This window comes from Vibrio jasicida 090810c, assembly GCF_002887615.1.
Classification (GTDB): Bacteria; Pseudomonadota; Gammaproteobacteria; order Enterobacterales; family Vibrionaceae; genus Vibrio; species Vibrio jasicida.
In genome coordinates this window covers 242,894-267,035 of the sequence record NZ_CP025792.1, presented here as the reverse complement: position 1 = coordinate 267,035, position 24,142 = coordinate 242,894, and the positions used below count along the sequence as shown (strand labels likewise).

Annotated in this window: 21 protein-coding genes; 7 read left to right on the top strand and 14 right to left on the bottom strand. The window is 44.0% G+C overall.

What is annotated here, in order from left to right; all coding sequences use genetic code 11:
• Positions 1-23: 23 nt before the first annotated feature.
• Together C1S73_RS01555 and C1S73_RS01550 are read right to left on the bottom strand one after the other, a co-directional pair.
• The gene (locus C1S73_RS01555; protein ID WP_038872452.1) at positions 24-959 is read right to left on the bottom strand and encodes a DMT family transporter; all 936 of its coding nucleotides are present in this window, start codon (positions 957-959) and stop codon (positions 24-26) included.
• Between the two features lie 98 nt (positions 960-1,057).
• Positions 1,058-1,771, bottom strand: a complete 714-nt coding sequence (locus C1S73_RS01550) for a helix-turn-helix domain-containing protein (protein ID WP_038872449.1) — start codon at positions 1,769-1,771, stop codon at positions 1,058-1,060.
• Positions 1,772-1,969: 198 nt separating this feature from the next.
• Here C1S73_RS01550 and C1S73_RS01545 point away from each other — a divergent pair, with 198 nt between their 5' ends.
• From C1S73_RS01545 to C1S73_RS01535, 3 genes are all read left to right on the top strand, one after another.
• A complete protein-coding gene (locus C1S73_RS01545; RefSeq protein WP_038872446.1) occupies positions 1,970-3,337 on the top strand; it encodes an MATE family efflux transporter in 1,368 nt (455 codons plus the stop codon).
• Between the two features lie 306 nt (positions 3,338-3,643).
• Entirely contained in the window at positions 3,644-4,210 is a 567-nt protein-coding gene (locus tag C1S73_RS01540) for a Crp/Fnr family transcriptional regulator (RefSeq protein WP_038872443.1), read from the top strand.
• Between the two features lie 98 nt (positions 4,211-4,308).
• Complete coding sequence (locus C1S73_RS01535; protein ID WP_038872440.1) at positions 4,309-4,830, top strand: YgjV family protein; 522 nt, start codon at positions 4,309-4,311, stop codon at positions 4,828-4,830.
• A gap of 100 nt (positions 4,831-4,930) precedes the next feature.
• Here C1S73_RS01535 and C1S73_RS01530 read toward each other — a convergent pair whose 3' ends face one another.
• Together C1S73_RS01530 and C1S73_RS01525 are read right to left on the bottom strand one after the other, a co-directional pair.
• A complete protein-coding gene (locus C1S73_RS01530) occupies positions 4,931-5,482 on the bottom strand; it encodes a carboxymuconolactone decarboxylase family protein (protein ID WP_038872437.1) in 552 nt (183 codons plus the stop codon).
• 158 nt (positions 5,483-5,640) lie between these two features.
• The gene (locus tag C1S73_RS01525; RefSeq protein ID WP_038872434.1) at positions 5,641-5,883 is read right to left on the bottom strand and encodes a hypothetical protein; all 243 of its coding nucleotides are present in this window, start codon (positions 5,881-5,883) and stop codon (positions 5,641-5,643) included.
• Positions 5,884-6,031: 148 nt separating this feature from the next.
• Here C1S73_RS01525 and C1S73_RS01520 point away from each other — a divergent pair, with 148 nt between their 5' ends.
• Positions 6,032-6,955 (top strand): LysR family transcriptional regulator, encoded by a 924-nt coding sequence (locus C1S73_RS01520; protein ID WP_038872432.1) that lies wholly within the window; start codon positions 6,032-6,034, stop codon positions 6,953-6,955.
• 86 nt (positions 6,956-7,041) lie between these two features.
• Here C1S73_RS01520 and C1S73_RS01515 read toward each other — a convergent pair whose 3' ends face one another.
• Positions 7,042-7,557 carry a hypothetical protein gene (locus C1S73_RS01515; RefSeq protein ID WP_038872429.1) on the bottom strand — a complete coding sequence of 172 codons (516 nt, stop codon included), beginning with the start codon at positions 7,555-7,557 and terminating at the stop codon, positions 7,042-7,044.
• 305 nt (positions 7,558-7,862) lie between these two features.
• On the opposite strand from C1S73_RS01515, the gene C1S73_RS01510 reads away from it, so the two are divergent.
• Entirely contained in the window at positions 7,863-8,861 is a 999-nt protein-coding gene (locus C1S73_RS01510; RefSeq protein ID WP_038872426.1) for a hypothetical protein, read from the top strand.
• Between the two features lie 86 nt (positions 8,862-8,947).
• Here C1S73_RS01510 and C1S73_RS01505 read toward each other — a convergent pair whose 3' ends face one another.
• Both C1S73_RS01505 and C1S73_RS01500 read right to left on the bottom strand, forming a co-directional pair.
• Positions 8,948-10,114 carry a hypothetical protein gene (locus tag C1S73_RS01505; RefSeq protein WP_038872424.1) on the bottom strand — a complete coding sequence of 389 codons (1,167 nt, stop codon included), beginning with the start codon at positions 10,112-10,114 and terminating at the stop codon, positions 8,948-8,950.
• A 490-nt stretch (positions 10,115-10,604) separates the two neighbouring features.
• Positions 10,605-12,197: a S8 family peptidase gene (locus tag C1S73_RS01500; protein WP_038872421.1), complete on the bottom strand. Its 1,593-nt coding sequence runs from the start codon at positions 12,195-12,197 to the stop codon at positions 10,605-10,607.
• A gap of 634 nt (positions 12,198-12,831) precedes the next feature.
• On the opposite strand from C1S73_RS01500, the gene C1S73_RS01495 reads away from it, so the two are divergent.
• The gene (locus C1S73_RS01495) at positions 12,832-13,818 is read left to right on the top strand and encodes a cytochrome-c peroxidase (RefSeq protein ID WP_038872414.1); all 987 of its coding nucleotides are present in this window, start codon (positions 12,832-12,834) and stop codon (positions 13,816-13,818) included.
• A 69-nt stretch (positions 13,819-13,887) separates the two neighbouring features.
• Here C1S73_RS01495 and C1S73_RS01490 read toward each other — a convergent pair whose 3' ends face one another.
• From C1S73_RS01490 to C1S73_RS01460, 7 genes are all read right to left on the bottom strand, one after another.
• Complete coding sequence (locus C1S73_RS01490) at positions 13,888-15,312, bottom strand: aspartate kinase (RefSeq protein ID WP_038872412.1); 1,425 nt, start codon at positions 15,310-15,312, stop codon at positions 13,888-13,890.
• Positions 15,313-15,400: 88 nt separating this feature from the next.
• Positions 15,401-15,787, bottom strand: coding sequence for an ectoine synthase (locus C1S73_RS01485; RefSeq protein WP_005393369.1), 387 nt, complete (start codon positions 15,785-15,787; stop codon positions 15,401-15,403).
• A 13-nt stretch (positions 15,788-15,800) separates the two neighbouring features.
• On the bottom strand, positions 15,801-17,066 hold the full coding sequence (gene ectB / locus C1S73_RS01480; protein ID WP_038872408.1) for a diaminobutyrate--2-oxoglutarate transaminase: 1,266 nt from the start codon (positions 17,064-17,066) through the stop codon (positions 15,801-15,803).
• 35 nt (positions 17,067-17,101) lie between these two features.
• The gene (ectA, locus tag C1S73_RS01475) at positions 17,102-17,635 is read right to left on the bottom strand and encodes a diaminobutyrate acetyltransferase (RefSeq protein WP_038872407.1); all 534 of its coding nucleotides are present in this window, start codon (positions 17,633-17,635) and stop codon (positions 17,102-17,104) included.
• A gap of 371 nt (positions 17,636-18,006) precedes the next feature.
• Positions 18,007-19,671, bottom strand: coding sequence for a BCCT family transporter (locus C1S73_RS01470; RefSeq protein ID WP_038872405.1), 1,665 nt, complete (start codon positions 19,669-19,671; stop codon positions 18,007-18,009).
• Positions 19,672-19,888: 217 nt separating this feature from the next.
• Entirely contained in the window at positions 19,889-20,638 is a 750-nt protein-coding gene (locus tag C1S73_RS01465) for a 3'-5' exonuclease (RefSeq protein WP_038872403.1), read from the bottom strand.
• Entirely contained in the window at positions 20,635-22,515 is a 1,881-nt protein-coding gene (locus tag C1S73_RS01460; protein WP_038872401.1) for a DUF294 nucleotidyltransferase-like domain-containing protein, read from the bottom strand. Before C1S73_RS01460 ends, C1S73_RS01465 begins: the two co-directional genes overlap by 4 nt.
• Positions 22,516-22,953: 438 nt before the next feature.
• Here C1S73_RS01460 and proV point away from each other — a divergent pair, with 438 nt between their 5' ends.
• Complete coding sequence (proV, locus tag C1S73_RS01455) at positions 22,954-24,141, top strand: glycine betaine/L-proline ABC transporter ATP-binding protein ProV (RefSeq protein ID WP_038872399.1); 1,188 nt, start codon at positions 22,954-22,956, stop codon at positions 24,139-24,141.
• Position 24,142 lies beyond the last annotated feature (1 nt).

Here is a 24,142-nt window from a genome sequence, read left to right as displayed (position 1 = left end):
AGGGAGCCTTATTCGCGAGGAAATCATACCACCTGTTTTGGTTTGTTCGCCTCTTGATCTAAGGTTTGAAGAATCAGACATACGCCAATTAATCCAACGCCAACCCAACCAGAGATAGCAATCTTCTCCCCAACAATCCAAACCGCCAGCACCGCCGCAACAACAGGTTCAAACAACGTAAGAAGGTTTGCACTGCTAACATCAACGTGCCTTAATCCATAACCATACGCGAGATAACCCAAACACATTGGAACGATCGCCATATAGACTGAAACAAAAGCGTTCGTGATACCGGTGAATAGGTTCTCTCCGGTAAACGCTAAGCTAGGCAATAACAACAGAGCACCACCAGCAAAGATACTACCTAACGCCGCTTGCGATTTGATTCCGCCATCAATCATTCGCTTAGCAACCCACGAATAAATGGCGTAACTTAACCCTGCTATTAGTCCCAAAAAGATGCCAAATAGATAAGAGGTTTGGTCTGATTCAACCGCCCCACCCGATTTCGCCATGACTAACATCATGATGCCCACCACACCAAATGCGAAGCTCACCCACCATTGAGCAGAAACGCGCTTACCTTTGCCAAAAAGACACTCTATTAAAACGGTAAAGAAAGGCGCACTGGAAATTGAGATAACGGTACCAACGGCAACGCCAGAAAGCTTCATCGACGAGTAAAACGCTAAAGGATATACAGCCAATGCAACGCTACTTATTGCTAACGCCAACTTAAACAGCAAAATCTGATGGAGTTGATGACGGATGCTACGCCAAGATAACACTGCTTGAATAACACCACCAACGCCCATAGCAAAAGCGCCAATGGCTAACGGACTGACTTGATGAGCAAAACTCGCGGCTGTGCCTGTCGTTCCCCACAACAAAGAAGCGAACAAGATCGCCAGTGCGCCCGCTTGATATTGGCTTGTCGATTGAATCGCAACAGATGACATGCTTTATTTCTCTATACTGATTTTCAATAGAGAGAAGGATACGTTAATTAAGAAGGCATGACTTTGCAGAAAGGACGCAAAAATCGTTTAATGAGACGTTATTGACGGGCTAACTCGCGTGGCGACAAACCAAAGTGGATTGAAAAGCGGCGACTGAACGCAGATAAATCGGAGTACCCTACTCGCTCGGCAATCAGTTGGACTGGTAAGTCGGTATGCGTGAGCAAAGCTTTGGCTTTTTCCATTCGCAACTCGGTGATGTACTGCAATGTGCTGACGCCAAGACTTTCTTTAAATCGCTTTTTAAATTGAGTCGGGCTCAAACAAGCGATCTTAGCCAACTCATCGATAGACAAAGATGTATCCATGTTTTCAGCAATATGGCTTTGTACTGCTCGAATCCTAGGATCAACAGGCTTTGCGTGGGTCTGCTGCTCTAAAAGCATCGAGAACACATTCAAAATCGAGCCCTCTAACCCACTATCAACTCGGTGCTGCAACTGTTTTTCTACAAAATGAAGATAGCTTAACAGTGGCGGAGTAACAGAAAACACAGCCAATTGTTCCGTAAGAAAGTGCTCTGGCAAAACGTCCAAGTCCGCGACAATAAAACGCGCCATTTCATCAGCTTTGAACCCATGCTCAGTGCCAGCAGGAATCACGACACACTCACCAACGGTGACTTTTCCGATAAAGTTTGTCATCTCAATCGCAATATTGCCGTGAATAGGCAGCACCAATTGATGATAATCCCCGTGTGAATGGCTCTGTAATTGCTTGGTATAAGCTCGAATACTGAGGCTATTTTTCATATCAGATTAGCTAACGAATACGCTTATTTTCAGAAAGATACGTTGAGTATAACCAGCCGAACACACAACACAAACACACCGACTGATTTGGATTATTAACCAAATCTAAAAACTGATTTAGGGATTAGCCCTCTTATCATTAACAATCGCAACTCTATACTGGCACTGTTCCCGAACTTTCGAATCAAGAGCCTTGTGATGATAGCGATTTCCTCGACCTTAAAATCCGTTCTCGAAAAAACACTGCCGCTGACTGTCGGCCTTTTTGCGATCATGTCAGTACAACTTATCGACGCGGTGTTTATCGGCATGCTTGGCGTGAACGAGCTGACTGTGCAAGGTATCACGATGCCGTTTCAGGCTGGCTTTATTGGCATTCAAGTTGGCATTGGTGTCGCGGCAACGTCGATCATCTCACATGCTTTTGGCGCAAATAATACGCAACGCGCGACAAATACCGCTTCACTTGCGTTATTGGTCGGCAGCGCTTTTATCGCTCTCATTGGAATCGCGTTGTGGTTGATGGAGCAAAGTGTGTTTTCTGCGTTCGTCTCTGTGAAAGACAGCGGTGCACAATATCAACAGCTCGAAACGTTGTTTGGTCAGTTCTGGGGCTTATGGTTGTTAAGCGCACTATCAAGTGCCGTACTGTATTTAATGACCTGTGTTTATCGTGCGAATGGCGATACTAAAGTCACGGGCTCCGTCTTTGTTATCGCAAGCCTTATCAACCTCGTGCTTGATCCGATCTTTATGTTTGTTCTAAACATGGGAATTGCGGGTGCTGCATTAGCATCGATGCTTGGCTTTGCCATCAGCGCGGGTTACATGATGAAGAAAGCCAAAGGCCGACAATGGTTCGCTCCTTTTTCTTCGGCTCTAGCTAGCAAAGACGATGTCGCGCTACTGATCAAAACCACGATTCCAACCATGATGAATCAGATTTTACCATCCGTTAGTGCTTTCGTGACGGTTATGTTCATCGCTCATCTTGGTACTAACGAAATCGCATTTTGGAGCTTATTAAACCGAGTGGAAAGCTTCTTGCTGATCTTCACGCTGGCACTCACCATGTCATTGCCACCGATGATTGGCCGTGAACTCGGTGCCGAACGTTTTGATTCAATCCAAGCGCTCGTTCAATCGGCTTCTCGCTTTGTTATTTTGTTCCACTTGGCCATCGCAACTTTGTTGGTGATGAGTTTACCAATTGTTGTTCCTCTACTATCGGCGGACAACACAATGCAAGACTGGCTAAAGCTAGCGCTTTGGGTGATTCCGTTTAGCTACGGCCCTTTAGGTTTGTGTATGGTTGTGACTTCCATCTTCAACGCATTAGGTAAACCAAAAACTGCCCTATTCGTTTGCTTTGTAAGATTGGTGGTTCTGTACATCCCAGCGATTGCCATCGGCTCGTTACAGGGTGACATTTTTACAATCGTCATCGCGGCTACAATTGCTAACGTTCTCGCAGGTTTGTTTGCATGGTTACAACTTACTAGCTATGTAAAACAAAACTTGCCCGTCACTCAAGCGTCGATGTTGGAAGTGGAAGCAGTGAAGTAGCAGCGGGTTTTGGATTGAAAAGATAAACGCCCACTCTGCTGAATAAGTGTGGGCGTTTTTGTTTGTAGAACTGAGAAAGCGGAAGGTTTAGTTGCTCTTCGTTCTGGCATGTTTTTGGGCAAAGCGATTTAGAAAACTAGTTCAATTTGTATCCCTCTAGATGAGGCTTTGTATTGAAAACGTCTTTGCAAGTGGTCACCTTCGCTTCACCACTGAAATACACCGATAATCAACAATACCTAGGATATTTCTAGTGATTAAATATGTTAGTCTTGGTGAAATAAAGCAAATATGGAACCTATTTTTATGTTGGGTAAATTCACTAAGGTGATTGACTATTTCTCTGATATGGGGGTTCCACCTCAAACGGTTGAACCCCTGTCAACTCAGTTTAAATTGCTCTCACTAAACCCATCAGATATCTTGCTCGCACAGGGCTCCCAGCAGGACTATGGCTTTTTTATCATGTCCGGAATACTTAGAGCTTGCCATTACGGTGAGAACGGTCTTGAGCGATGCAAAGAGTTTTATTTTCAAGATGAGCTATGCTTCCTCTATTCAAGTTGGTTGCAGGGAATGCCTGCCCAATATCAAATTGAAGCTATTACAGCCGTAGAAGTAATAAGGGTCCCCCTGAATTTACTGGCATTGCCTTCGTTCTCACAAGCCAAAGTCACACTGTTACAACAACAGTTAATTTTTAAGGAGCAGAAAGAAGCCCTGCTGTTACTCCACACGCCTGAGCAAAGGTATCAGCACTTACTGCAGTATTGGCCACATTGGTTAGCCAAACTTAATAACATTCAGATAGCCAGCTATATCGGTATTAGCCCTGTCAGCCTATCGAGATTGAAAGCCAGAATAAAAAGCTAAATATAAAAGGTAGAAATTAACTTTAGTTAATTTCTACTTCGGAACATCTACGCATAATCCCACCTCCATATTTATTCTAAATTTTGTAGGAGGGAAGCATGTCGGCATTTCTTTGGTCCCAAGTGTTGATAGCAATCGCCATCGTATTCGATCTGATATCATTTCAATTTAAAAAAAGACAAAAAATTGTTTGTTGCTTATGTGCATCCGGCATCTTGATTAGCACCCACTTTGTTCTACTAGAGCAATGGACCGCCGCAAGCCTAATGTTACTTGCGAGCATCCGCTACTTCACTAGTATCTTTACTACATCGAAAAGGTGGATGTTTCTTTATTTAAGCTCTGCCTTAATGATCACTGTGGTGACCTTTGTTGACCTAATCAATTTGCTTAGTTTTGGCGGAACGCTGTTTCAGACCACAGCTGCATTTTGCAAAAGTGATCAACGCTTACGTCAATTAATGATTGTAGGAACTTTGCTCTGGCTAATACACAACTACCTCGCAGGTTCTCCTACTGCTGTACTGATGGAGTTGTTGTTTATTGGCAGCAATATTATCGGCTATTGTCGTTATTATGGGATACATTTGAGTCTGTTGACTCAAAAAAAGTCCACATAAATAGATGCCAATACTTACGTGACAAACACTATAAAAACGGTAGTTTTGGCAAAAAAAAGAGCGAGCTTATAGCCCGCTCAATATTCTTTAGATTGTTAGATTACTTTTTAGACCAAGCAAACTTTTCAAATACTTTGTCTACTGGCGTGTGAGCTACGTGGTTTACGTAGTTACTGATCACTTTTTGCGATAGACCAAGGATCACTTCTAGAACCTGTTGCTGACCGTAACCTGCCTCGAAGAATGCCGCTAGGTCTGCTTCTGATACATTGCCACGCTCACGAACCACAGCAAGAGTGAAGTCTTTTAGTGCTTGAAGCTTTTCCGTTGGCATTGCTTCATCGTTACGCAGTGCTTCAGTCAATGCAGGATCAACCTTCATTGAGTGCGCGATCCCAGTGTGTGCCGGGACGCAGTAGTGACACTCGTGTTCAACATTGATGGTTTGCCACACAACTGTTAGCTCTTCAGCGTCGAATGATGTGTTCGTGAATTGCTGATGCAGTTGCGTGTACGCTGTAAGGATTTGAGGAGACTCAGCCATTACTGCGTAAAGACCAGGAATGATCCCCATCTGCTTTTGTGCACCTTCAAGGATTGCTTTGCTTTTTTCTGGTGCTGACTCAACAGTGTGTAATTTAAATTCGCTCATTTTTCTCTTTCCTATTCTCTATTACTGACTTATAGCCTAAATAATTGGAGTTGCAGCGCGGCAACAAGCTAGTTCATCCCTATGAGCATAATGTTCTATGTGATTAGGGTGAGCTTGTGCAGTTAACAAAGCTGCAGCTTCAAGTATGACGGGTATAATTATTTTACTTCTGGCTCTAGTAGAACTTTGGTTACGAACAGACGAACCGCCGATGCTACAAGGGCTAAAATTAACAGTGCAGATGGCACCATTTGTGAAACCGCATTTAACCATGCATCAAAGAATACGCCGTTCTCTGGCAGTGTTTTAGCGACCATGATAGCTGGCATGCTAAGAAGCATAGTAGGTAAAACCATAGAAACCATTAATGGGTATTGGAACTTACGTGAAAACTTTTTCATGATTGACTCTCTTATGCCTGACTTCGATTGGCTAACTGATGGGGTTATATTAGCCCTGCCCATTACAATCAAAAATAGACAACATTGAACTTGAATCTTTCATATTTGAATGATTAACTCAGAGTGCAATCCTCAAGAACGATCAATTATGAAAGCAAAAGACATCTCCAATCTCTATCTGTTTTGCCAATCTGTCGAGTGTGGTGGCTTTGCAGCAGCGAGCCTTAAAACACACGTTTCAGCTCCAACGTTATCAAGGGCGGTGGCAAGTCTTGAGGATAAACTGGGAGAAAAACTGGTACACCGGAATGCAAAACAGTTCCAGCTCACGACAGCTGGCGACGAATATTACCAGCGCTTCGCTGCCCTCTTTATGCAGCTGAATGATGAATGGACACAGCTCTCGAATAGTCAGCCAGTATTAACGGGTGAAATCCGAGTCTCTTGCCCTGAGCCATTTGCTGATAATTTCCTGCAAAAGATGGCGATTGAGTTTATGCAGCTTCACCCAGAGGTCTCCGTCACCATTCAATTTAGCGCAGGCACAGAGCGTTTCTTTGATGAGCAGATTGACCTTGCGATTGCGACGACCCCACCTCACGCCAATCATTTAATACAGCGTCAGTTGTTTGAATCACCATTAATGCTAGCGGCATCACCTAGCTATATTGACAAACATGGTCTACCAGAACGAGCAGAAGAGTTGATGAACCATCAGCTACTCTCAGGTAATAACTTGCCATATTGGGAGCTAAAAGAAGATGGCAAGGCGATCCGCATTCCCTATCAGCCTCGTTACTCAATCAGCAGTCTGCGTTTAAATATTGATGCGACAATAGAAGGAGCTGGGATCTGTATGATGCCTAGAGCAGCCTTTGAAAAGCATGCAGTAAGAAAAGAGTTAGTAGAGATATTGCCAGACGTTGAATACCCAACGGGTAAAGCATTCTTGGTGTGGGCAGACAGAAAGCTGATAGCGACCAGAGTGGTTGCCTTTAGAGATATGATTTTTGAGCGGTTTGGGCAATCGGCGGAGTTTCTGGCTTCGATTCACTCAGAGCGAAATTCGTAGTTATTGTATTTATGAAATGCCTATTTATAAATGAAATGCGCCAGACTAGACGAACTAATCTGGCGTTTATTATGTGACTTTAACGATTACTTTTTACGAAAATATAGGAATGCATTTAACCAAGCCAACCCAAGAATAATCAGTGTCATTACCGGTGGTTTAGACTGAAGCGGTAGCACTTCTGCCGGCACACTTGGCAATAGGTGAACATACACCGCGACAATCATAATTGCGGTCGTTAATAGCGTTGATAATTGCATCGCTTTATCTTTAATCGGTGCTGCGAGCGCCTTATTACCAATCATCACCATCAGTAGCAGTAAACCTGCAAAAATCTCACCTAATTGACCCGCCCAACGAGACAAAGTTGGGAAAGGCAGTTCACTCAGTGCGATTTGTTTTGCGAACATAGTCGTAAACGGGTCAAAGAATTTGACTGTTCCCGCCATCACCATAAAGGCACCAAGAAGACCCGTTAGGATCTTTTGAACTTTTGTCCCTACGCTATCGGTTTTGTCATAGCTACGAACCAAAAAAACACCCGTAACGAGTAGCATTGTGCCGATAAGAGATAACTCAAGAATTAATTGTGATGTGCTCATAGCAAACCTTCATTATGTGTTAACAAGTTGATGGCGCTATTTTATGAAACACAATAGAGTTCAAAAATAGACAGGTTTGATTCTTATTCATTCAAAAATGAATGATTGAATTACGTATCAGTTTGCCTCCTAGACAACTTTGCAGCCTCGAAGCAGAAGTTCATTTACCGAGAATTGCACATTGTTTACGTTGTTTTACATTACACAGACTATTATGCACTCCAACTATCTAACCTTTTCAAAACATTGATCTAGGTAGATTAATTCCTACACTTAAACTTCACACCTACGACTGGATTTTGTTGATGATGACTACAAACAATCAAGTATTCGCTCTTTCGTTTATCACCCTGTTGTTGGCTGGTTGTTCTCCATCTTCAGACGTAAAAGCTAATAAAAGCCTCGATGATTACAAAGGTTCAGCTAGCATTACCCAAGGTCTTGCAACTACAGTAAAAACAAATCTTTTTGAATGTGAGAACGGGAGAAGCCGAGTTGCAGGTATCGGTGAAATTGCTGATGCTGACGGCAAGGTGTGGACCGTCCCGGCACAAAACCATTTCACAACTGCGCCAAAAGCAGCCGACCTTTATGAGGAATGCGCCAACATCACTCCTAATAGCATTGCCGATGTTGATGAAGACTCTGTACCTGTGGCTGTTATTGATTCAGACGGTGAAGAGATCACCGGTTATATCTTTGCTGACAACTACTTCGAGTTATATATTAATGGCCAGCTTATTGCAGTAGACACTGTACCTTTCACACCGTTTAACTCTAGTATCGTCAAGTTCAAAGTAAGTAAACCATACACTATTGCTGTAAAAGTAATTGATTGGGAAGAAAACTTAGGTTTAGGTACAGAAGATAACCGCGGTAAGGCATTCCACCCAGGAGATGGTGGCTTTATCGCAAGCTTTAGTGACGGTACTGTGACAGGTTCCGACTGGCAAGCACAGACATTCTATACTGCGCCAATCTATGATCTTAGCTGCCTAAGTGAAGTTGATGGCGATAACCTTGAAAAACTGCGCTTATCGGAGAACTGTACAACAGAAGGCACGGATAACGGTGAAAATGCTTATGCCGCTCACTGGGAAACCCCAAACAACTGGATGGCAAAAGACTTTGACGCAACTTCATGGCCTCAAGCGACTGAATATTCAGAAGATGATATTGGTGTGAACAACAAAAAATCTTATATGAACTTCATCGAGAAATTCAGTGGGGCTGGAGCAAGTTTCATTTGGTCAACAAACGTTGTATTGGACAATGAAGTTCTACTGAGATACGAAGTAAAATAGCTTTAACCTCTAACCTAAAGCCCGCAATCTAATTTCAATATAAAGGGACTCAAATGAGTCCCTTTTGTGTTTTTGAGCTGCTCACCTTATAAAGCCGGCACGTGATGCGCTTCCACTTTAGTTTTGTGAATATGGCTCATCTTATGGGTATTAACGAAATCTGTTCCGCTCCTAAAGCCCGTTTTCACTTTAGTCGTGAGCACGGCAATGTTGTTACCAAAGACGACGTCCGTGTAACGGGCATATTCACACATCGTAGTCTTAACACCACGCTCAGCGAATCCCTTCTCCATCCTACGAGAGTAAGTAACGAAGTCTGCAGGTGTGATTTTTTCGTTTAGTTTCGAGTTGCTTGTCACTTCACTTATCACATCTGCTGGCTTCAACGATTTATCGAGGTTTTCTAATACCTCCACTGCTTTTTTAGGATGCACCGTTGGTGGTCTTTCACAGGTATACATTTCGTAGAGGTACTCAACAACTGTCTCAATATCTTCTTTATCGTGTCCCCCCATCAAATAACTCCCGTTACCTACTGCACCGCCGAAAAATTTGCTCTCGCCATTAAGATGCTTAACTAAATTCCCGTCTGGCTTGATGCTGACACCAATATCGAAGAAGTAATCTCCAGCATTTAGGGCAAGTAAAGAGACCATATTCTTCGCAAAAGCTGGGCTGCCATGGTTGATACTTGCCTCATACAATTCAGTCACCTTCTTGGCAATGACTGGCGTCGCGATGTTTTTCTTGCTCAGCAATTCATCAACTGAAACAAACTTAACATTATCAGGAAGCTCAACGCGTGAGTCATAACAGGTTCGCCCCTTAGTGCGTCTATCAACATATATAATGTGCTTTACCTTCGGGGTGATTTTTGCATTACTAATGACGTTCAATAGACCATGCTCCTTTTCAACGCTTGGAATAATATTGTCTTCACCACTTTCCGCTTTTGTATTAATCCAACAATAAGCAACGGTCTTGGTTGGGAGCTTAGAAAAACTCGGTTTCGCGCACAACAAAGAACTAAGCCCACCCTTTTTCTTATTTTCTTTTAATTGAGTTAAGGTGACTTCAGTATTTTCACTGTTGCGTTCAGCCATGACTCTTTCTCGATTTGCAGCCCAACGCTTATTATCTTCTTGTGTCACTTTAAGCTCTTCTTTTCGAGCCAGACGTTGTTGTTCAGCGCGTTCTTGAGTTGACTGTTGTAGTTGTTCTGTATGGTTACTTGGTGAAGATTGATACCGCATTAAACTGCCCCTAAATACCAAATGTAAGAATTTGTTACAATATGATAGTTCTAACAATTAGATAAATAGTGGTGGCAAATTAACCATTAAAATAGATATTTTTACTACTCAAAAGCTCATCATGAAATCTCAAAGGGCTATTATTCCCTTTCTTTTAAGATAACTGTTAGTTTGATTAATTCACAGAAAGAATGAATTTGAGCGCTATTTATTCACGAGATTTAAACAACGGAAAAATAAAAAGGGACTCATATCAGCCCTCTCCTATTTCGAGTTATTTTAGCTATTCGCTAAATTTCCCCCCCTGCTTTGGTGAATACAACGGCAGACGTTTACATCTCTATCCATAATTCAAATTCAATATTATTTATAGTGACAGCTACTCCCATCTAGTTACCCCTTTAGAACGACAAACAAATGTATTTGAATAGGCTCAAACATAGAGCTTTCAAAAACTAAGCCCACCGTAAAGTGGGCTTGGTGTTGTAAGTTAGTAGTTCGCCTGAATGGTCATACCGCTGTAGCTAGAATATGCGTAAATCATGATGTGGTACCGACCGCTCTGCGGTGCGGTCACTGTGCATGTCTCGTTGTTACCGTATTTGTATGGTCTGCAATCCCAATTATTGCGTGTTGGTTTCGAGCCAAAGCGTACGTAGAGGTCAGCATCCCCACTTCCACCAATGGTTTGAACAGTTAGACGTTGGCCTGCCTCTAGGTCAGCATAGAAATAGTCCATCGCACCTGTTGCGCCGCTCAAGCCATTCACTGGTAAACCAGAGGTTAGCTTGCCCTCAGGATCCGGTGTTGGATTTGGACCACCACAATCTTGACCACAGTCAGAATCTGACAAGCTATAGAGCAGCTTGTTTACGCTTCCGCGGGTGTCTGAGACTTTTCCATTGGATGCTCGTTCAGCAATCAGAGCCTCTAGCTGGCTTGGTGATAATACACTGTTTTCTTGAAGATATAGCGCTGCAACACCGGCTACATGTGGCGTTGCCATTGAGGTGCCACTGATGGTTTTGTAGCCACCATCATACCAAGCAGATTTGATTTGCGAGCCTGGTGCAAATACATCGACACAGCTACCCCAGTTTGAAAAGCTCGAGCGTGAATCTGAGCTCGTTGTGGAGCCAACGGTCACACCAGAAGCAACACGAGCAGGTGAATAGTTACAAGCATCCGCATTAGAATTGCCAGCAGCCAGCATAAAGCTCACGCCAGACTGAACTGCACTTTGCACCGCGCTATCGAGAGCGACAGATTGGCCGCCTCCCAAACTCATGTTGGCAACAGAAGGCCCTGAAGCGTTAGCCGCCACCCAGTCCACCCCGGCAATGACACCGGATGTCGAACCTGAGCCAGAACAGCTAAGCACTCTTACACCAACAATATTCACGTTCTTTGCCACACCGTACTGGCTGCCGCCAATGGTGCCCGCAACGTGTGTGCCGTGTCCATTACAGTCACTTGCATCTGCATCGTTGTCGACAAAGTCATACCCTGAAACCGAGCGACCACCAAACTCGACGTGTGAATTGTTCACACCTGTATCGATGACATAAGCCGTTACCCCAGAGCCATCAAAGTTGGCGTTGTAATTGCTATCAAGCGGTAGGCTGCGCTGATCAATTCGATCAAGGCCCCAAATCGCATTGCTTTGGTTCGCTTCTACCGAGGCTATCGGTTCAAGCGTTAGCATTTTATCTTGTTCGATATAGTCTACTCTCGGATCAGCACGCAGTTCGTCCAGCTGATTTGTATTCAACGTGGCAACAAACCCGCTAATTAAGCGATCAAATACGGATTCTACCTGTATTGAATATAAGCCGGACATACTGTCCACGGATTGCTGTGTGGACTGCTGAAAATCAGGAGAATCGCTCGGTATCATTTGTGGCTGTTTAAAGACCACAATGTAACGATCAGCGATGGCAACATCGTCCGGAGCGAGCATCAACGCTGCAGGGGCTTGTTGTAAATCAGAAGCACCTGGCAGATCCGTTGATTGAGAGTAAACGGAAGCAGAATGAAAACAGAGTGCCGAGGTTATACAACAAATAAGTAGTTTCTTTGACATAAAATGTTCCTTGAAATCATAGTGTTGTTGATTTTTACCTAGTACCAAACTGTCAACACGAAAACACAGACAATCAGCGTAATACGCTCAATACGTGCTGCAGTGACGTTACACGATTCAACCTAGAACAATGCGCAACCGGATGCGTAATTGATAATAATTCACACACTCAGAAACATGATCAATAACCAAGCTTTATTGAAATTGAAATGCAAAGATTCATTTAGACTTAGAGCAAAATCCCTAAAATAGAATAATTCTACACACCTGACATATTACCTGTTACATCCCCTCCTACTACCGATAATTTACGCAATAAAGACTTCACTTTTCTTTCATTCTAGGTTTTTCACCTACTAAGGTTCATTTGATTGCATAATTGACCTAAATCAACGAACCTGTCGTTTATATTCTTTGCATATTTGTAAATGAAAGGTGACCAACTGCTTGGGAAGCTAGCAAAATCAAATCGTGCAAAGTTTGTGCGTTTTTAACATCGTTTTTTGCCATAAAAACCATCGATTTTTTGCATTTTATCGAATAAAACGATTGCTATACCGTGACTTCCAGAGCGTACCAATAAGAAGTACGCCGCCCTAGTGAGAGTGAAAAATCACTTAAAAAGGAAGTTATTATGAAAACTCTTATAGCAGTGAGCGTCTTGTCAGTCCTATCTTTCGGTGCCTATGCAGAGCGCCAATCTGCAGAGCCAATCAAGGTCATTGAGCCTATTTCTGGCCTTGATGCTAAGAAAGTAGAACTGGGTAAAACGTTGTGGTTTGAACCTCGTTTATCCGCCTCCAACACCATTTCTTGTAACTCTTGCCATAACATCGCAAAAGGTGGCGTCGATAACCTACCAAGCTCCATTGGTCATAAATGGGCCATTGGTCCTATCAACTCACCGACGGTGTTTAACTCAGATTTGAACTTTGTTCAGTTCTGGAACGGGCGCGCAAAAGATTTGCAAGAACAAGCGGCTGGCCCTATAGAAAACCCACTCGAAATGGCCTTTAGCCACCAGCTTGCGATCGACACGCTCAAGTCGATTCCACAATATCGCGAGTGGTTTAAAGAGGCGTATGGTACTGAGACCATAGATATTGATAACGTCACCGATGCGATTGCAACGTTCGAACAAACCTTGCGTACACCAAACGCGCCATTCGATCTTTGGTTAAAAGGCGACGATAATGCCCTCACTACCGCACAGGTCGAGGGTTACAACTTATTCAAAGCGAAAGGTTGTACAGCGTGTCACAGCGGCCCTCTCGCTGGTGGTCAAATGTACCAAAAAATGGGCTTAGTGAAGCCGTTCGCAACGGATAACCCAGATGTGGGACGTAAAGCGATCACGGGTAATGATTTCGATAAGTTTGTCTTCAAAGTACCGACACTAAGAAATGTTGAACTGACCTACCCTTACTTCCATGATGGCTCAGTTTGGGAGTTAGAAGAAGCGGTGTCGATGATGGCTGATTTACAACTTGGCCAAAAGCTGACGAAGGAAGAGTCTGGAAAAATCACTGAGTTCTTACGTTCTCTAACGGGTGATCAACCGGAAGTGACGTTGCCTCACTTACCGCCATCCACTAACGAGACTGCTCGCCCGAATATCTAAATTGTTCGATAAGAAACACAAAGGAGCCACAATTGGCTCCTTTACTATTTCCATTACCAACTAAACGCTTTAAGCAACGCTCACCGATTTTTTCATTGTACTGCCTTGCTCAAAGAACTCTTCGTGCAGTGCACAAATCGCTTGTTTATACTCGCCATCACTGACCACAAACTGTACATTCACGTTTCTCATTGATGAATGGAGCGCGATCGGTGTTACCCCACTGTTCATCAGCGCTAGTACGCCTTTCGCTAAAGTTTTATTAGTGTCAATCTGAGAACCAATCGCGGAGATCAACGCGACCATTTTTCCTGTAATTGATGCTTTAGGGTGGCGCTTTTCAGCCTTGTAGAGCACTTTGTTTAAACTATCAATGCTGCCGCCTAGGTAATAAGTGATTGAGTTTGCGTTCATCTCCTTCCCAATCAGATTAACGCGAGCGTCCGCAATGATTTCCATCAGTTCGTAACTGACATTATCCACTTTGCCTACCATCGCTTGGTCAAACAAATGAAGTGCAAACACCTTTTGTTTACCTGCAATAATCTCAATACGATCATTCTCTGGACGATAATCTGCTGAGATTAATGTTCCTTGGTGCTCAGGCTCAAACGTGTTCTTTATTTGTAACTCAATACCGCTCTCACGTAGACCCGCAGCAGCATTGGGATGGATGGCTTCCATCCCTAAGTTTGCCAGTTGATCAGCCACATCATAGTTGGTCGAGCCTATAGGGTTAACGTTATTGACACCAACCACTCGCGGATCGGCAGAACTTAAATGGTATTCCTTATGGATAATCGCCAGATCGGCTTTAGTCATGGCAGCGATGCGACTGAACGTCATCTCACTGTAACCGCGATCATAGGTGTGCATTAAACCTTCTTTGCAGTAGGCATACCCTGTGACAATTGGCAATTCTTGAGTAACATCAATCTCAGCAAAGGCATCAGAGATAGATTCATCCAGTGTTTTGGGTGTTTGGTTATCCCAACCAGAAAGATCGACAAACTTTGCGTTAATGCCGATATTTTTCAATTTCAAAGCCGTGTTATAGGCACTGTGTGCTTCACCTATCGAGGAGAGAAATTCACGAATTTGAGGCAAATAATGACGTAGAGAAAATTGACCATACTGACAAGTTTCAAGAATGTTGGTGACACAGTTTTTAGCTTCTGCGATGCGAGAACGGATGAATTTATCCGCACGCATTCTGTTCATTGGGTCAGCAAAGATATGTTCATTGGTCAGTAGCATTCGACTTTCAACATAATCTAACGCCTCCTCCCATGCTTCATCTCGCTTGGCAATCAATTGATAGACGCCTGGCTTGCTAGTTTTTTTGCATTCCAGTAGTGCATCCGTCATACCACCGTAGGCAGAAACGACAAAAATACGGTTATAAGGGTTTTGTGGACGAAGAAGAATGTTATCAAGCACAGCATCGAATGCTGTCATCGAAGTACCGCCGATCTTTTCTACGGTAAATGTCATGAGAGGGCCTTAATGATTGGTAATTTGAAAGAAAGGAAAAGAAAATGGGGTGAAGCTTCACCCCATTTCAAATGTTTATAGAGTTAGGCTAGTCAACCAGAGGGTAAACACCGTTCTCATCGTGCACTTCCGCACCTGTAATTGGTGGGTTAAACACGCATGCCATCACCATTTCTTTGTTTTTGTATGCACGAAGATAATGTTCGTCATGCTTATCAAGGATGTACAGTGTGCCGGGTTTAATTGGATAGGTTTCGCCACCTACGACTTCTATTTCCCCTTCTCCACTCATGCAAAATACCGACTCGAGATGGTTCTGATAATGGATGTGCGTTTCTGTTCCTTCGTATATCGTCGTAATATGGAATGAGAAGCCCATGTTGTCATCTTTCAATAACATACGTACGCTTTCCCAGTTATCCGACACAACACGTCTTTCGCTATTGCGACACTCATCGAGTGTTCTAACGATCATAATTCTTTCCTTGCTATGATGCTTGTTTGAAATGTTTGCTTGCGATGGCTTCGACTGAACCCTCGAAGATATTCAGCCCTTGCGTAAGTTCGGATTCTGAAATGGTCAATGGACAGAAGAACTTCACGACTTCATCATTTGGTCCTGCAGTTTCAATCACCATGCCATTGTCGAAACAGGTTTTAGCAATATCGCCTGAGATTTGACCGTTCTTACATTCAATTCCGATCATCATGCCGCGGCCTTTGCGCTGTACAAACAACTCAGGGAATCGTTGAACCGAACGTTGAATAACTTCATTAACCATGCTTGAGCAACGCTTAATGTGCGTTTCGAAGTTATCGTTTGACCAGTAAGCCTCGAGTGCTTTCGTGGCAGTCACAAACGCGTGGTTATTTCCTCGGAATGTGCCGTTATGCTCGCCTGGTTTCCACTGATCAAGTTCTGGCTTTAAGAGCACAATAGCCATTGGTAGACCATAACCACCAATGGATTTAGACAGAGTCACCATATCTGGCTTGATACCCGATGGCTCAAAGCTGAAGAATGTACCTGTTCTGCCGCACCCTGCTTGGATATCGTCAACAATCAATAAGATATCGTGTGCTTTACACAGCTTACTTAACTGCTGCAGCCACGCGTTGGATGCCACATTTAGACCACCTTCACCTTGCACGGTTTCTAGCAGTACTGCCGCTGGCTTATCCATACCCGCCGAGTTATCGGTCAACATGGTTTCAAACAGTTTGAGACCATCAATATCAGCATAACCTTCGAAAGGAATACGAGTGACGTTGTTAAGACTAGAGCCCGCGCCTTGGCGATGATGTTGGTTACCCGTTGCCGCTAACGCACCCGCCGTACAACCGTGAAAACCGTTGGTGAAAGCTACGATACTACTGCGCCCTTTCACTTTCTTTGCCAATTTAATGGCGGCTTCAACAGCGTTGGTTCCCGTTGGGCCAGTGAATTGAACTTTGTAATCAAGCGCTCTTGGTTCAAGAATGTACTTATTCAAGGCTTCAAGAAAAGCGGCTTTTGCTTCTGAGTGCATGTCTAAGCCGTGTGTAATGCCATCCATTTCAATGTACTCAAGGAGCGCTTGCTTGAGTACTGGATTGTTATGACCGTAATTTAGAGATCCCGCTCCAGCAAGGAAATCGAGGTAACGTTCGCCTTGTTCTGTTTCTAGCCAGGAACCTTTTGCTTTGCGAAAGACAACCGGGAAACTGTTTGAGTATGAACGTACGTTGGATTCCTGCTTTTTGAAAATATCCATGATGAGACCGTTATTTGATTCCTATTGGGTGGGAGTTAATTGAGGGGAATGCGATACAGGTATTCCGTATCGTGTTTGCCCTTGAAATGATCTTTTTCGTCCAAGAAAGTGGTCACCTCGCCAGCATTACTATTTTGAGCATCGAGTTTTTTAAATAATGCCCAAGATGCCTCATTAGATTTAGTAATTGTGGTTTCGACGGTGTCGATGCCTTCAAGCCCTTCTCGCTTTAGTAAATTGTCGAGCATTTGAAAAGCCAAACCCTTGCCTCTAAAGCGAGGAGCGACGGCGACCTGCCAGACGAACAACACATTAGGTTCATCTGGCTTTTGATAACCAGAGATAAACCCTGCGAGCTCGCCTTTATGCTCAACCAAAATACAGGTTTTGCTGAAGTGCGTAGACTGAAGGAAATTGCAATATGAAGAGTTCATATCGAGTGGTGGACAATCTGCTATCAAGCTGTAGACGTTGTCACCATCCGACACTTCTGGCTCACGAAAAATCCATTTTTTGCTTGGGTCTTCTCCAATTTCTGGATACATCACCCAAGGAGCTGATGTGATCATGTGTAGATACATATCCTTCGTGTTCTAATTAAATTTCCTTTTTATTATGGGCATCTCTCGTGGCTAAAAATCAAATAAACAAGAGATCAATCGTCATTAAGTCGATCAATGTCACATCATTAGTGGTTGAGGGTGAAATGAAAATTAGTTTGAGCTCTAATGTATTTATAGGGCAACGTAAGAAATTAGACGATACAGCGTCACTATTCGTCAGCAGCCCACCCAAAGAAATGATTACAACCGTAAGAAATCCTTCCATTCGGTATTAATGCAACAGATTGGGTGAGAAAAAGAAATAAAGCATAAGAAAAGAAAACGGCACGCCTAAGCATGCCGTTTTTTATTGAAATTTATCAGAGAAAAGATTCGCGTTACGCTTTCGCTTTTTTCGCTGATTTAGATTTTGGACGAGGCTCATCCATTAGGCCTTTCACCAAAGACACTGTCGCCACAAGAAGTACGATTGTGAATGGCAAGCCCGTTGTTACCGCCATCGCCTGTGCCGCTGCTAGACCGCCACCAAGCATCAGTGCAATTGCTACCAAGCCTTCGAATGTACACCAGAACACACGCTGTGGTGTTGGCGCATCCACTTTACCGCCCGCGGCAATCGTATCGATAACCAAAGAGCCAGAGTCAGCTGACGTAATGAAGAATACGACTACTAGAATGATACCCACGATAGAAGTGATCTGAGAAAGTGGCATCACGTCTAACATAGCGAACAGTTTAAGAGGCAGTTCTGCATCAAATACTGCTTGGTAACCATCGTTCACGTATTGGCTGATCGCAGTTCCGCCGAATGCGGTCATCCATAACACACACACTGTAGATGGGATCAAAATTACACACACGATAAACTCACGAACAGAACGACCACGAGATACGCGCGCAATAAACATACCTACGAATGGTGACCATGAAATCCACCATGCCCAGTAGAACGCAGTCCAACCTTGCGAGTAGTTCACGTCTTCACGACCAAACGGCATCGACAATGCAGGAATATTCGCTAGGTAAGCACCAATGTTGTCAAAGAAGCCCGTCATAATCGCCATAGTTGGACCAACAATGATCACGAACAATAGCAATAGCGCCGCTAGACCCATGTTGATTTCAGACAGACGCTTAACACCACTATCTAGGCCCGCAACCACAGAGATCAATGCAAGTGCCGTGATGATAATGATCAACACAACTTGCGTGGTGTCTGTCATTGGTACACCGAACAGGAAGTTTAGACCTGTTGCTGCTTGCGATGCACCGTAACCAAGAGAAGTCGCTAGACCAAATACCGTTGCAACTACGGCAAGAATATCGATCACGTGACCAGTCCAGCCCCAAACGCGCTCACCAAAAAGAGGGTAGAAAATGGAACGCATCGTTAGAGGCAAGCCTTTGTTAAACGAGAAAATCGCCAAACCAAGAGCCAACAGTGCATAGATAGACCATGGATGCAGAGCCCAGTGGTAAATCGTTGCAGCCATACCAAGTGCAGACGCAGCCGAGGTGTCCCCTTCCGCCGCACCCAGTGGAGCCCAGTCAGTACGAACGCCGTTCTCAACGTTTACACCACCTAGTGCCGCACTAAAGTGAGACATTGGCTCAGATACACCAAAGAACACCAAACCGATACCCATACCAGCGGCGAATAGCATCGCAAGCCAACCGGCATAAGTATAATCTGGCGTTGCTTCTGTACCACCGATACGAACACGACCAAGTGGCGTGACGATCAGGATCAAGCACACCACGACAAACACGTTGCCCGCAGATAGGAAGAACCAATCAAGATTTGATACCAGCCAACCACGCAAACCCGCAAAGAACGGTTCTACTTGTTGTCTGAATGTCAGTGTTAACACTACGAACAGGATGATCGACATGCCTGAAATAGCAAATACACGGTTGTGAATATCAAGTCCAAAAGGACCGACTTTTAACGCGACGTTATCCTGACCAATCTGGTAATCAGTATCGATCGGGTTCACCTTACCGTCGGGGCGCTGTATACCGCCATTGTTGTCAGTGCTCACGATTTATCTCCTTAAAATACGTGGCCAAATTAAAAAATCGTTGTAGGAATCGAAGGGATGGCTTTTTCGCGCCACTTGCTGCAAAGCTTATTGCGATCGTTGCGCCGCTATTAGAATTGTTACTCTACTGTGTAATTTTAACGTTAAACGCCCCGATATCGCATTGCATTTCGTTATCGGGACGACTAATTATTTTTATGGCTAAATTGCAGCATGGTTATTGCCAAATCGTAGACAATCGCATGTCCTCGTCAAAATGGTATTGCAGTTGCGCTTGTAGCAGTTCCGCTGTCGCAAGTGCATCTGTAAGTGCATGATGAGGTTGATATACTGGCAGATGATATCTTTCACGAGCGTGCCCTAAACGCACCGAGCCCGGCTTTTTACCTTTGAGCTTATTTAACCAACCTTCACATTGACGACGCTGAATCGCATATTCAATATCCAAGGTATCTACAACAGGGAATTGAATCCCCTCACCTATGCTATTCAACAAGGCATTGTTAAAGAATTGACGCTCAATATTTTTGTAATGCACCACCACAATCTTGCCTGAGAGTTCTGCCAATATAGCCTCTAAGATTTGATTAAGTTGCGGCGCACTCTTCACTTCTGAATCGGTAATACCATGAATCACAACCGATTCTTCATTCAATTCTCGATTTGGATTCACCACCCAATGACGCGAGCCACTGCATTGCACTCGTTCCAGAGTAAACGGAACTAAACCAATAGTAAGAATGGCGTCTTCTTCTGCATTTAAACCCGTGGTCTCAAAATCGACGGAGACAAAAGGTACCTCTTTTAATGGCGTATCACCATTCACAATAGGCGCAGAGTAATAACGTTTTAATCGATCATCTTTCGCTTGCGTGGCAAGTTGCTCAAAGAAAACGGGCCAATCAGGTGTCTGGCTGGTATCTAATAAATCACGTGCATCTTGCTGTTGTTTAAAAAACCACATCATTTACTGCTTCTCTGATAGCGGAACTTAATGAAGTTTTGCGCGTTACTTAGAATCTGGAAGGCGGCTTTTAAATTACGGCGCTCAAACTCAGACATATGTTCAGGCTCGATGTTGTTGTCCGGCTCTTCGCCATTTTCAATATCCAATGCCTGATGACGAATACGTACCATGTAAATAAGTTCCATGGCATCTTTCAAGTCCATCCCTCGCCCTTTCGGCAAGATCCCAGCGTTATTGATGTCATCCAGACGCTCGAATGAATTTTGTGAGCGAGAGCCAATGGCAAGAGAATGGACGCGAATCAAGTCCGCCATCGGTGCAGTGCCGCGACGTTTCAAGTTAATGGAGTTTCGATGACGGCCATCCTTCTCCATTACAAAGTCTTTAAAGAAACCCAGAGGTGGTGTTCGACGAATTGCGTTGTAGGCCATACAAGCGAGGAATCGGTTGTTCTTCTTCGCGCGGCGAACAATGAATCCGCTTAATTGCTCTGCCCACTTCACTCGGCCATGCACACCTAATAGATCAAAGAAAATGCTGCTATTGAGCAGACGTTCCGGTGTTGGGTCATCAATCCAGTTAGCAAAACACGCTTCCCATTCTGAGCGCGTTTTGCGCCATTCTGGATTAGTTGCCATGATGTCGCCAGAACAGTAGGTGTAACCACATTCTGCTAACCCATCGCAAATAAACTTAGCAAATTGCTCAAAGTACTGACCATGCTCACTCGGTTCGTAGCTGTTATCGAGAATCAATGCGTTATCTTGGTCCGTGACGATCAATTGCTCATCACGCGCCATGGACCCCATTGCGAGCAAACAATACGGAATAGGTGCTGGACCAAGCTCTTGTTCTGCTAACTCAGCAAGACGCTGCTTGAAGCTACTGCCAATAACCGACATCGCTCGGCCGACCATATGGGCGTTCGCATCTTCACTCACCATACGGACAAAACAGTCTTTCACTTGTTTCGATACAGCTTTAAGATCTTCGATCGTGTTCTGTTGGAATATCGAACTCACAAGCAATAAACTGTTTTGCGACTCGTATCTGACGATATCCGTCATACTGAGTACACCAATCGGTTTTTTGTCTTTGAGGATTGGCAGGTGGTGCACGTTATAGCGCAGCATGGTCAGCATGGCTTCGAAGACATACGCACTGTTATCAAGAGATACGACGTCGTAACTCATCACCTCACTTACGGGTATGTTGGTCTCCCTACCCTCAGCTAAAACGCGTATACACAAATCACGGTCGGTCAGGATGCCTAAGAGTTGGTCGTCATCATCTTCGGTAATTTCTTCTTCTGGACGCACGATCAACAATGCCGTGACGCCCTCTTCTGCCATCAGTATTGCCGCTTCCTGAATTGTCGCGGTAGCAGCTAAGGTTACGGGCTCTCGGCTAAGAATCTTTCTCGCTTTTGCGGTGGTAAAATCGTTGCCATCAGACTGGTTCGAAACCACGGTTCTTAGTCTTGCACTGTCTTCCAATTCCATGAAATCAGCGAAATTCTCAAACTCATCACACAATTCGTTGAAGATGCTCTCTGGGATGCAATACACTAATGTATCTTCAATTGCTTTCGCTGGCATACGGACTCGGTTATTCATCAACAACCCCATTTGTCCAAACAAACCACCAGCATCAATACGGTTATACAGCTCCCCCTTGCGGCGGAAAATTTCGACGACGCCACTGCGAACCATATACAGATCACGAATATTGTCACCTTTCTTTAAAATATCTGAGCCTGCGCGGTAGTAAGCCACTTCAGCGTTCATTGCGATATTTTTCAGGTGCGTCTCTGGTAAGTCATCAAAGGGAGGGTATTGGCTAATGAAATTGAGTACTTCTAATTGCTCGGCTTCCATTCTTTATTCCATGCATTGCCTAAACTTCAGCGATAAATATCACCAAGCATTCAATCAGGCAATAAATAAATCCAGTGATGGTATGAATCGACTCAAATAGCAGAACATGTCACCAACACATTAATTCGAACTCTAACTTAAAACATTCTAAAACGGCCTATTTACGAAAGATTTCGTTAGGATCAAAATGTCACTCATCAACCACAATAAATTCAAAAATATTTCACAGGCCATTTCACCCACTTTTTCGACGCACTACAAATAAACATAACGCACTGTTTTTACGTCATTTAAAGCCAAATCATTGGTTAAGCTGTTTATGTCTAATTTGTGTAACGTCACCACACAAACCTTTTATCGAACATTGAAATTTTCCCAAACATTACTTAGAGTACGAAACGTTTTACTACAAAACATTCAAAATTAAGGATGATTTACATGGATCCCATACTGGAAGTTAAGGGACTGTATAAGGTGTTTGGTGACGATCCTGACCGCGCATTCTCACTGATTGAGAAAGGCATCGATAAAGATCGTATTTTTGAACAAACAGGTTTAACGGTTGGCGTTAACGATGTCTCTCTTTCCATCAATGAAGGTGAGATTTTTGTCATTATGGGCCTATCTGGCTCAGGAAAATCCACGCTCGTTCGTCTTCTCAATCGCTTAATTGAGCCAACCAAAGGCAGCGTTTACCTAAAAGGTAAAGACATTGCCCACATTTCTGAAGATGAACTTAGAGAAGTTCGCCGCAATAACATTTCCATGGTTTTTCAAAACTTCGCGCTCATGCCTCACATGACGGTGATTGAAAACGCTGCTTTTGGCCTTGAACTCGCCGGTGTGAACCTCAAAGACAGGCAAGAAAGTGCGTTGTCAGCCTTACAACGCGTTGGCCTTGATGCCTACTCAGAATCCTATCCGGATGAGTTGTCTGGCGGAATGAAGCAACGAGTTGGCCTCGCTCGAGCTCTCGCGTGTGACCCTGATATCCTCCTAATGGATGAAGCCTTTTCAGCGCTCGATCCACTTATCCGAACCGAAATGCAGGATGAACTTATTCGACTGCAAAATGACGATAAACGTACGATTGTCTTCATCTCTCACGATTTAGATGAAGCCATGCGAATCGGCGATCGTATTGCCATCATGCAGAATGGCGACGTGGTTCAAGTCGGTACACCAGATGAGATTCTTCATAACCCTGCCAATGATTATGTGGAAGCCTTTTTCCGAGGTGTTAACGTTGCAAACGTACTGACCGTGAAAGACATCGCTCGAAAAAAGCCAGCCGCTGTTTTCAAGAAGTCCGAACATGATGGTCCTGGGTCTGCAATGCAGATATTGATGGATCACGACCGCGATTACGGCATAGTCATTGATAAATCCAGCCATTATTCTGGCATTGTTTCTCTTGATTCGTTACGCGTTGCCCACAAAGAAAATCGCTCACTAGCCAGTGCACAATTGATCGACGAAATCACCCTCCAGCCAGACCAAGCAATCAACGACATTCTTGGTGTCGTCGCTGGTGTCCCTTATGCCGTCCCAGTTGTCGACGAGCAAGGCCACTATTATGGTGTCGTGACAAAATCACGTCTTCTGCAAACGTTGGATAAGGATTAGT

Coding starts and splice junctions, on each gene's coding strand:
- C1S73_RS01555 (WP_038872452.1), bottom strand. CDS start 959: ATGTCATCTGTTGCGATTCAATCGACAAGCCAATATCAAGCGGGCGCA.
- C1S73_RS01550 (WP_038872449.1), bottom strand. CDS start 1,771: ATGAAAAATAGCCTCAGTATTCGAGCTTATACCAAGCAATTACAGAGC.
- C1S73_RS01545 (WP_038872446.1), top strand. CDS start 1,970: ATGATAGCGATTTCCTCGACCTTAAAATCCGTTCTCGAAAAAACACTG.
- C1S73_RS01540 (WP_038872443.1), top strand. CDS start 3,644: ATGTTGGGTAAATTCACTAAGGTGATTGACTATTTCTCTGATATGGGG.
- C1S73_RS01535 (WP_038872440.1), top strand. CDS start 4,309: ATGTCGGCATTTCTTTGGTCCCAAGTGTTGATAGCAATCGCCATCGTA.
- C1S73_RS01530 (WP_038872437.1), bottom strand. CDS start 5,482: ATGAGCGAATTTAAATTACACACTGTTGAGTCAGCACCAGAAAAAAGC.
- C1S73_RS01525 (WP_038872434.1), bottom strand. CDS start 5,883: ATGAAAAAGTTTTCACGTAAGTTCCAATACCCATTAATGGTTTCTATG.
- C1S73_RS01520 (WP_038872432.1), top strand. CDS start 6,032: ATGAAAGCAAAAGACATCTCCAATCTCTATCTGTTTTGCCAATCTGTC.
- C1S73_RS01515 (WP_038872429.1), bottom strand. CDS start 7,557: ATGAGCACATCACAATTAATTCTTGAGTTATCTCTTATCGGCACAATG.
- C1S73_RS01510 (WP_038872426.1), top strand. CDS start 7,863: ATGATGACTACAAACAATCAAGTATTCGCTCTTTCGTTTATCACCCTG.
- C1S73_RS01505 (WP_038872424.1), bottom strand. CDS start 10,114: ATGCGGTATCAATCTTCACCAAGTAACCATACAGAACAACTACAACAG.
- C1S73_RS01500 (WP_038872421.1), bottom strand. CDS start 12,197: ATGTCAAAGAAACTACTTATTTGTTGTATAACCTCGGCACTCTGTTTT.
- C1S73_RS01495 (WP_038872414.1), top strand. CDS start 12,832: ATGAAAACTCTTATAGCAGTGAGCGTCTTGTCAGTCCTATCTTTCGGT.
- C1S73_RS01490 (WP_038872412.1), bottom strand. CDS start 15,312: ATGACATTTACCGTAGAAAAGATCGGCGGTACTTCGATGACAGCATTC.
- C1S73_RS01485 (WP_005393369.1), bottom strand. CDS start 15,787: ATGATCGTTAGAACACTCGATGAGTGTCGCAATAGCGAAAGACGTGTT.
- ectB (WP_038872408.1), bottom strand. CDS start 17,066: ATGGATATTTTCAAAAAGCAGGAATCCAACGTACGTTCATACTCAAAC.
- ectA (WP_038872407.1), bottom strand. CDS start 17,635: ATGATCACATCAGCTCCTTGGGTGATGTATCCAGAAATTGGAGAAGAC.
- C1S73_RS01465 (WP_038872403.1), bottom strand. CDS start 20,638: ATGATGTGGTTTTTTAAACAACAGCAAGATGCACGTGATTTATTAGAT.
- C1S73_RS01460 (WP_038872401.1), bottom strand. CDS start 22,515: ATGGAAGCCGAGCAATTAGAAGTACTCAATTTCATTAGCCAATACCCT.
- proV (WP_038872399.1), top strand. CDS start 22,954: ATGGATCCCATACTGGAAGTTAAGGGACTGTATAAGGTGTTTGGTGAC.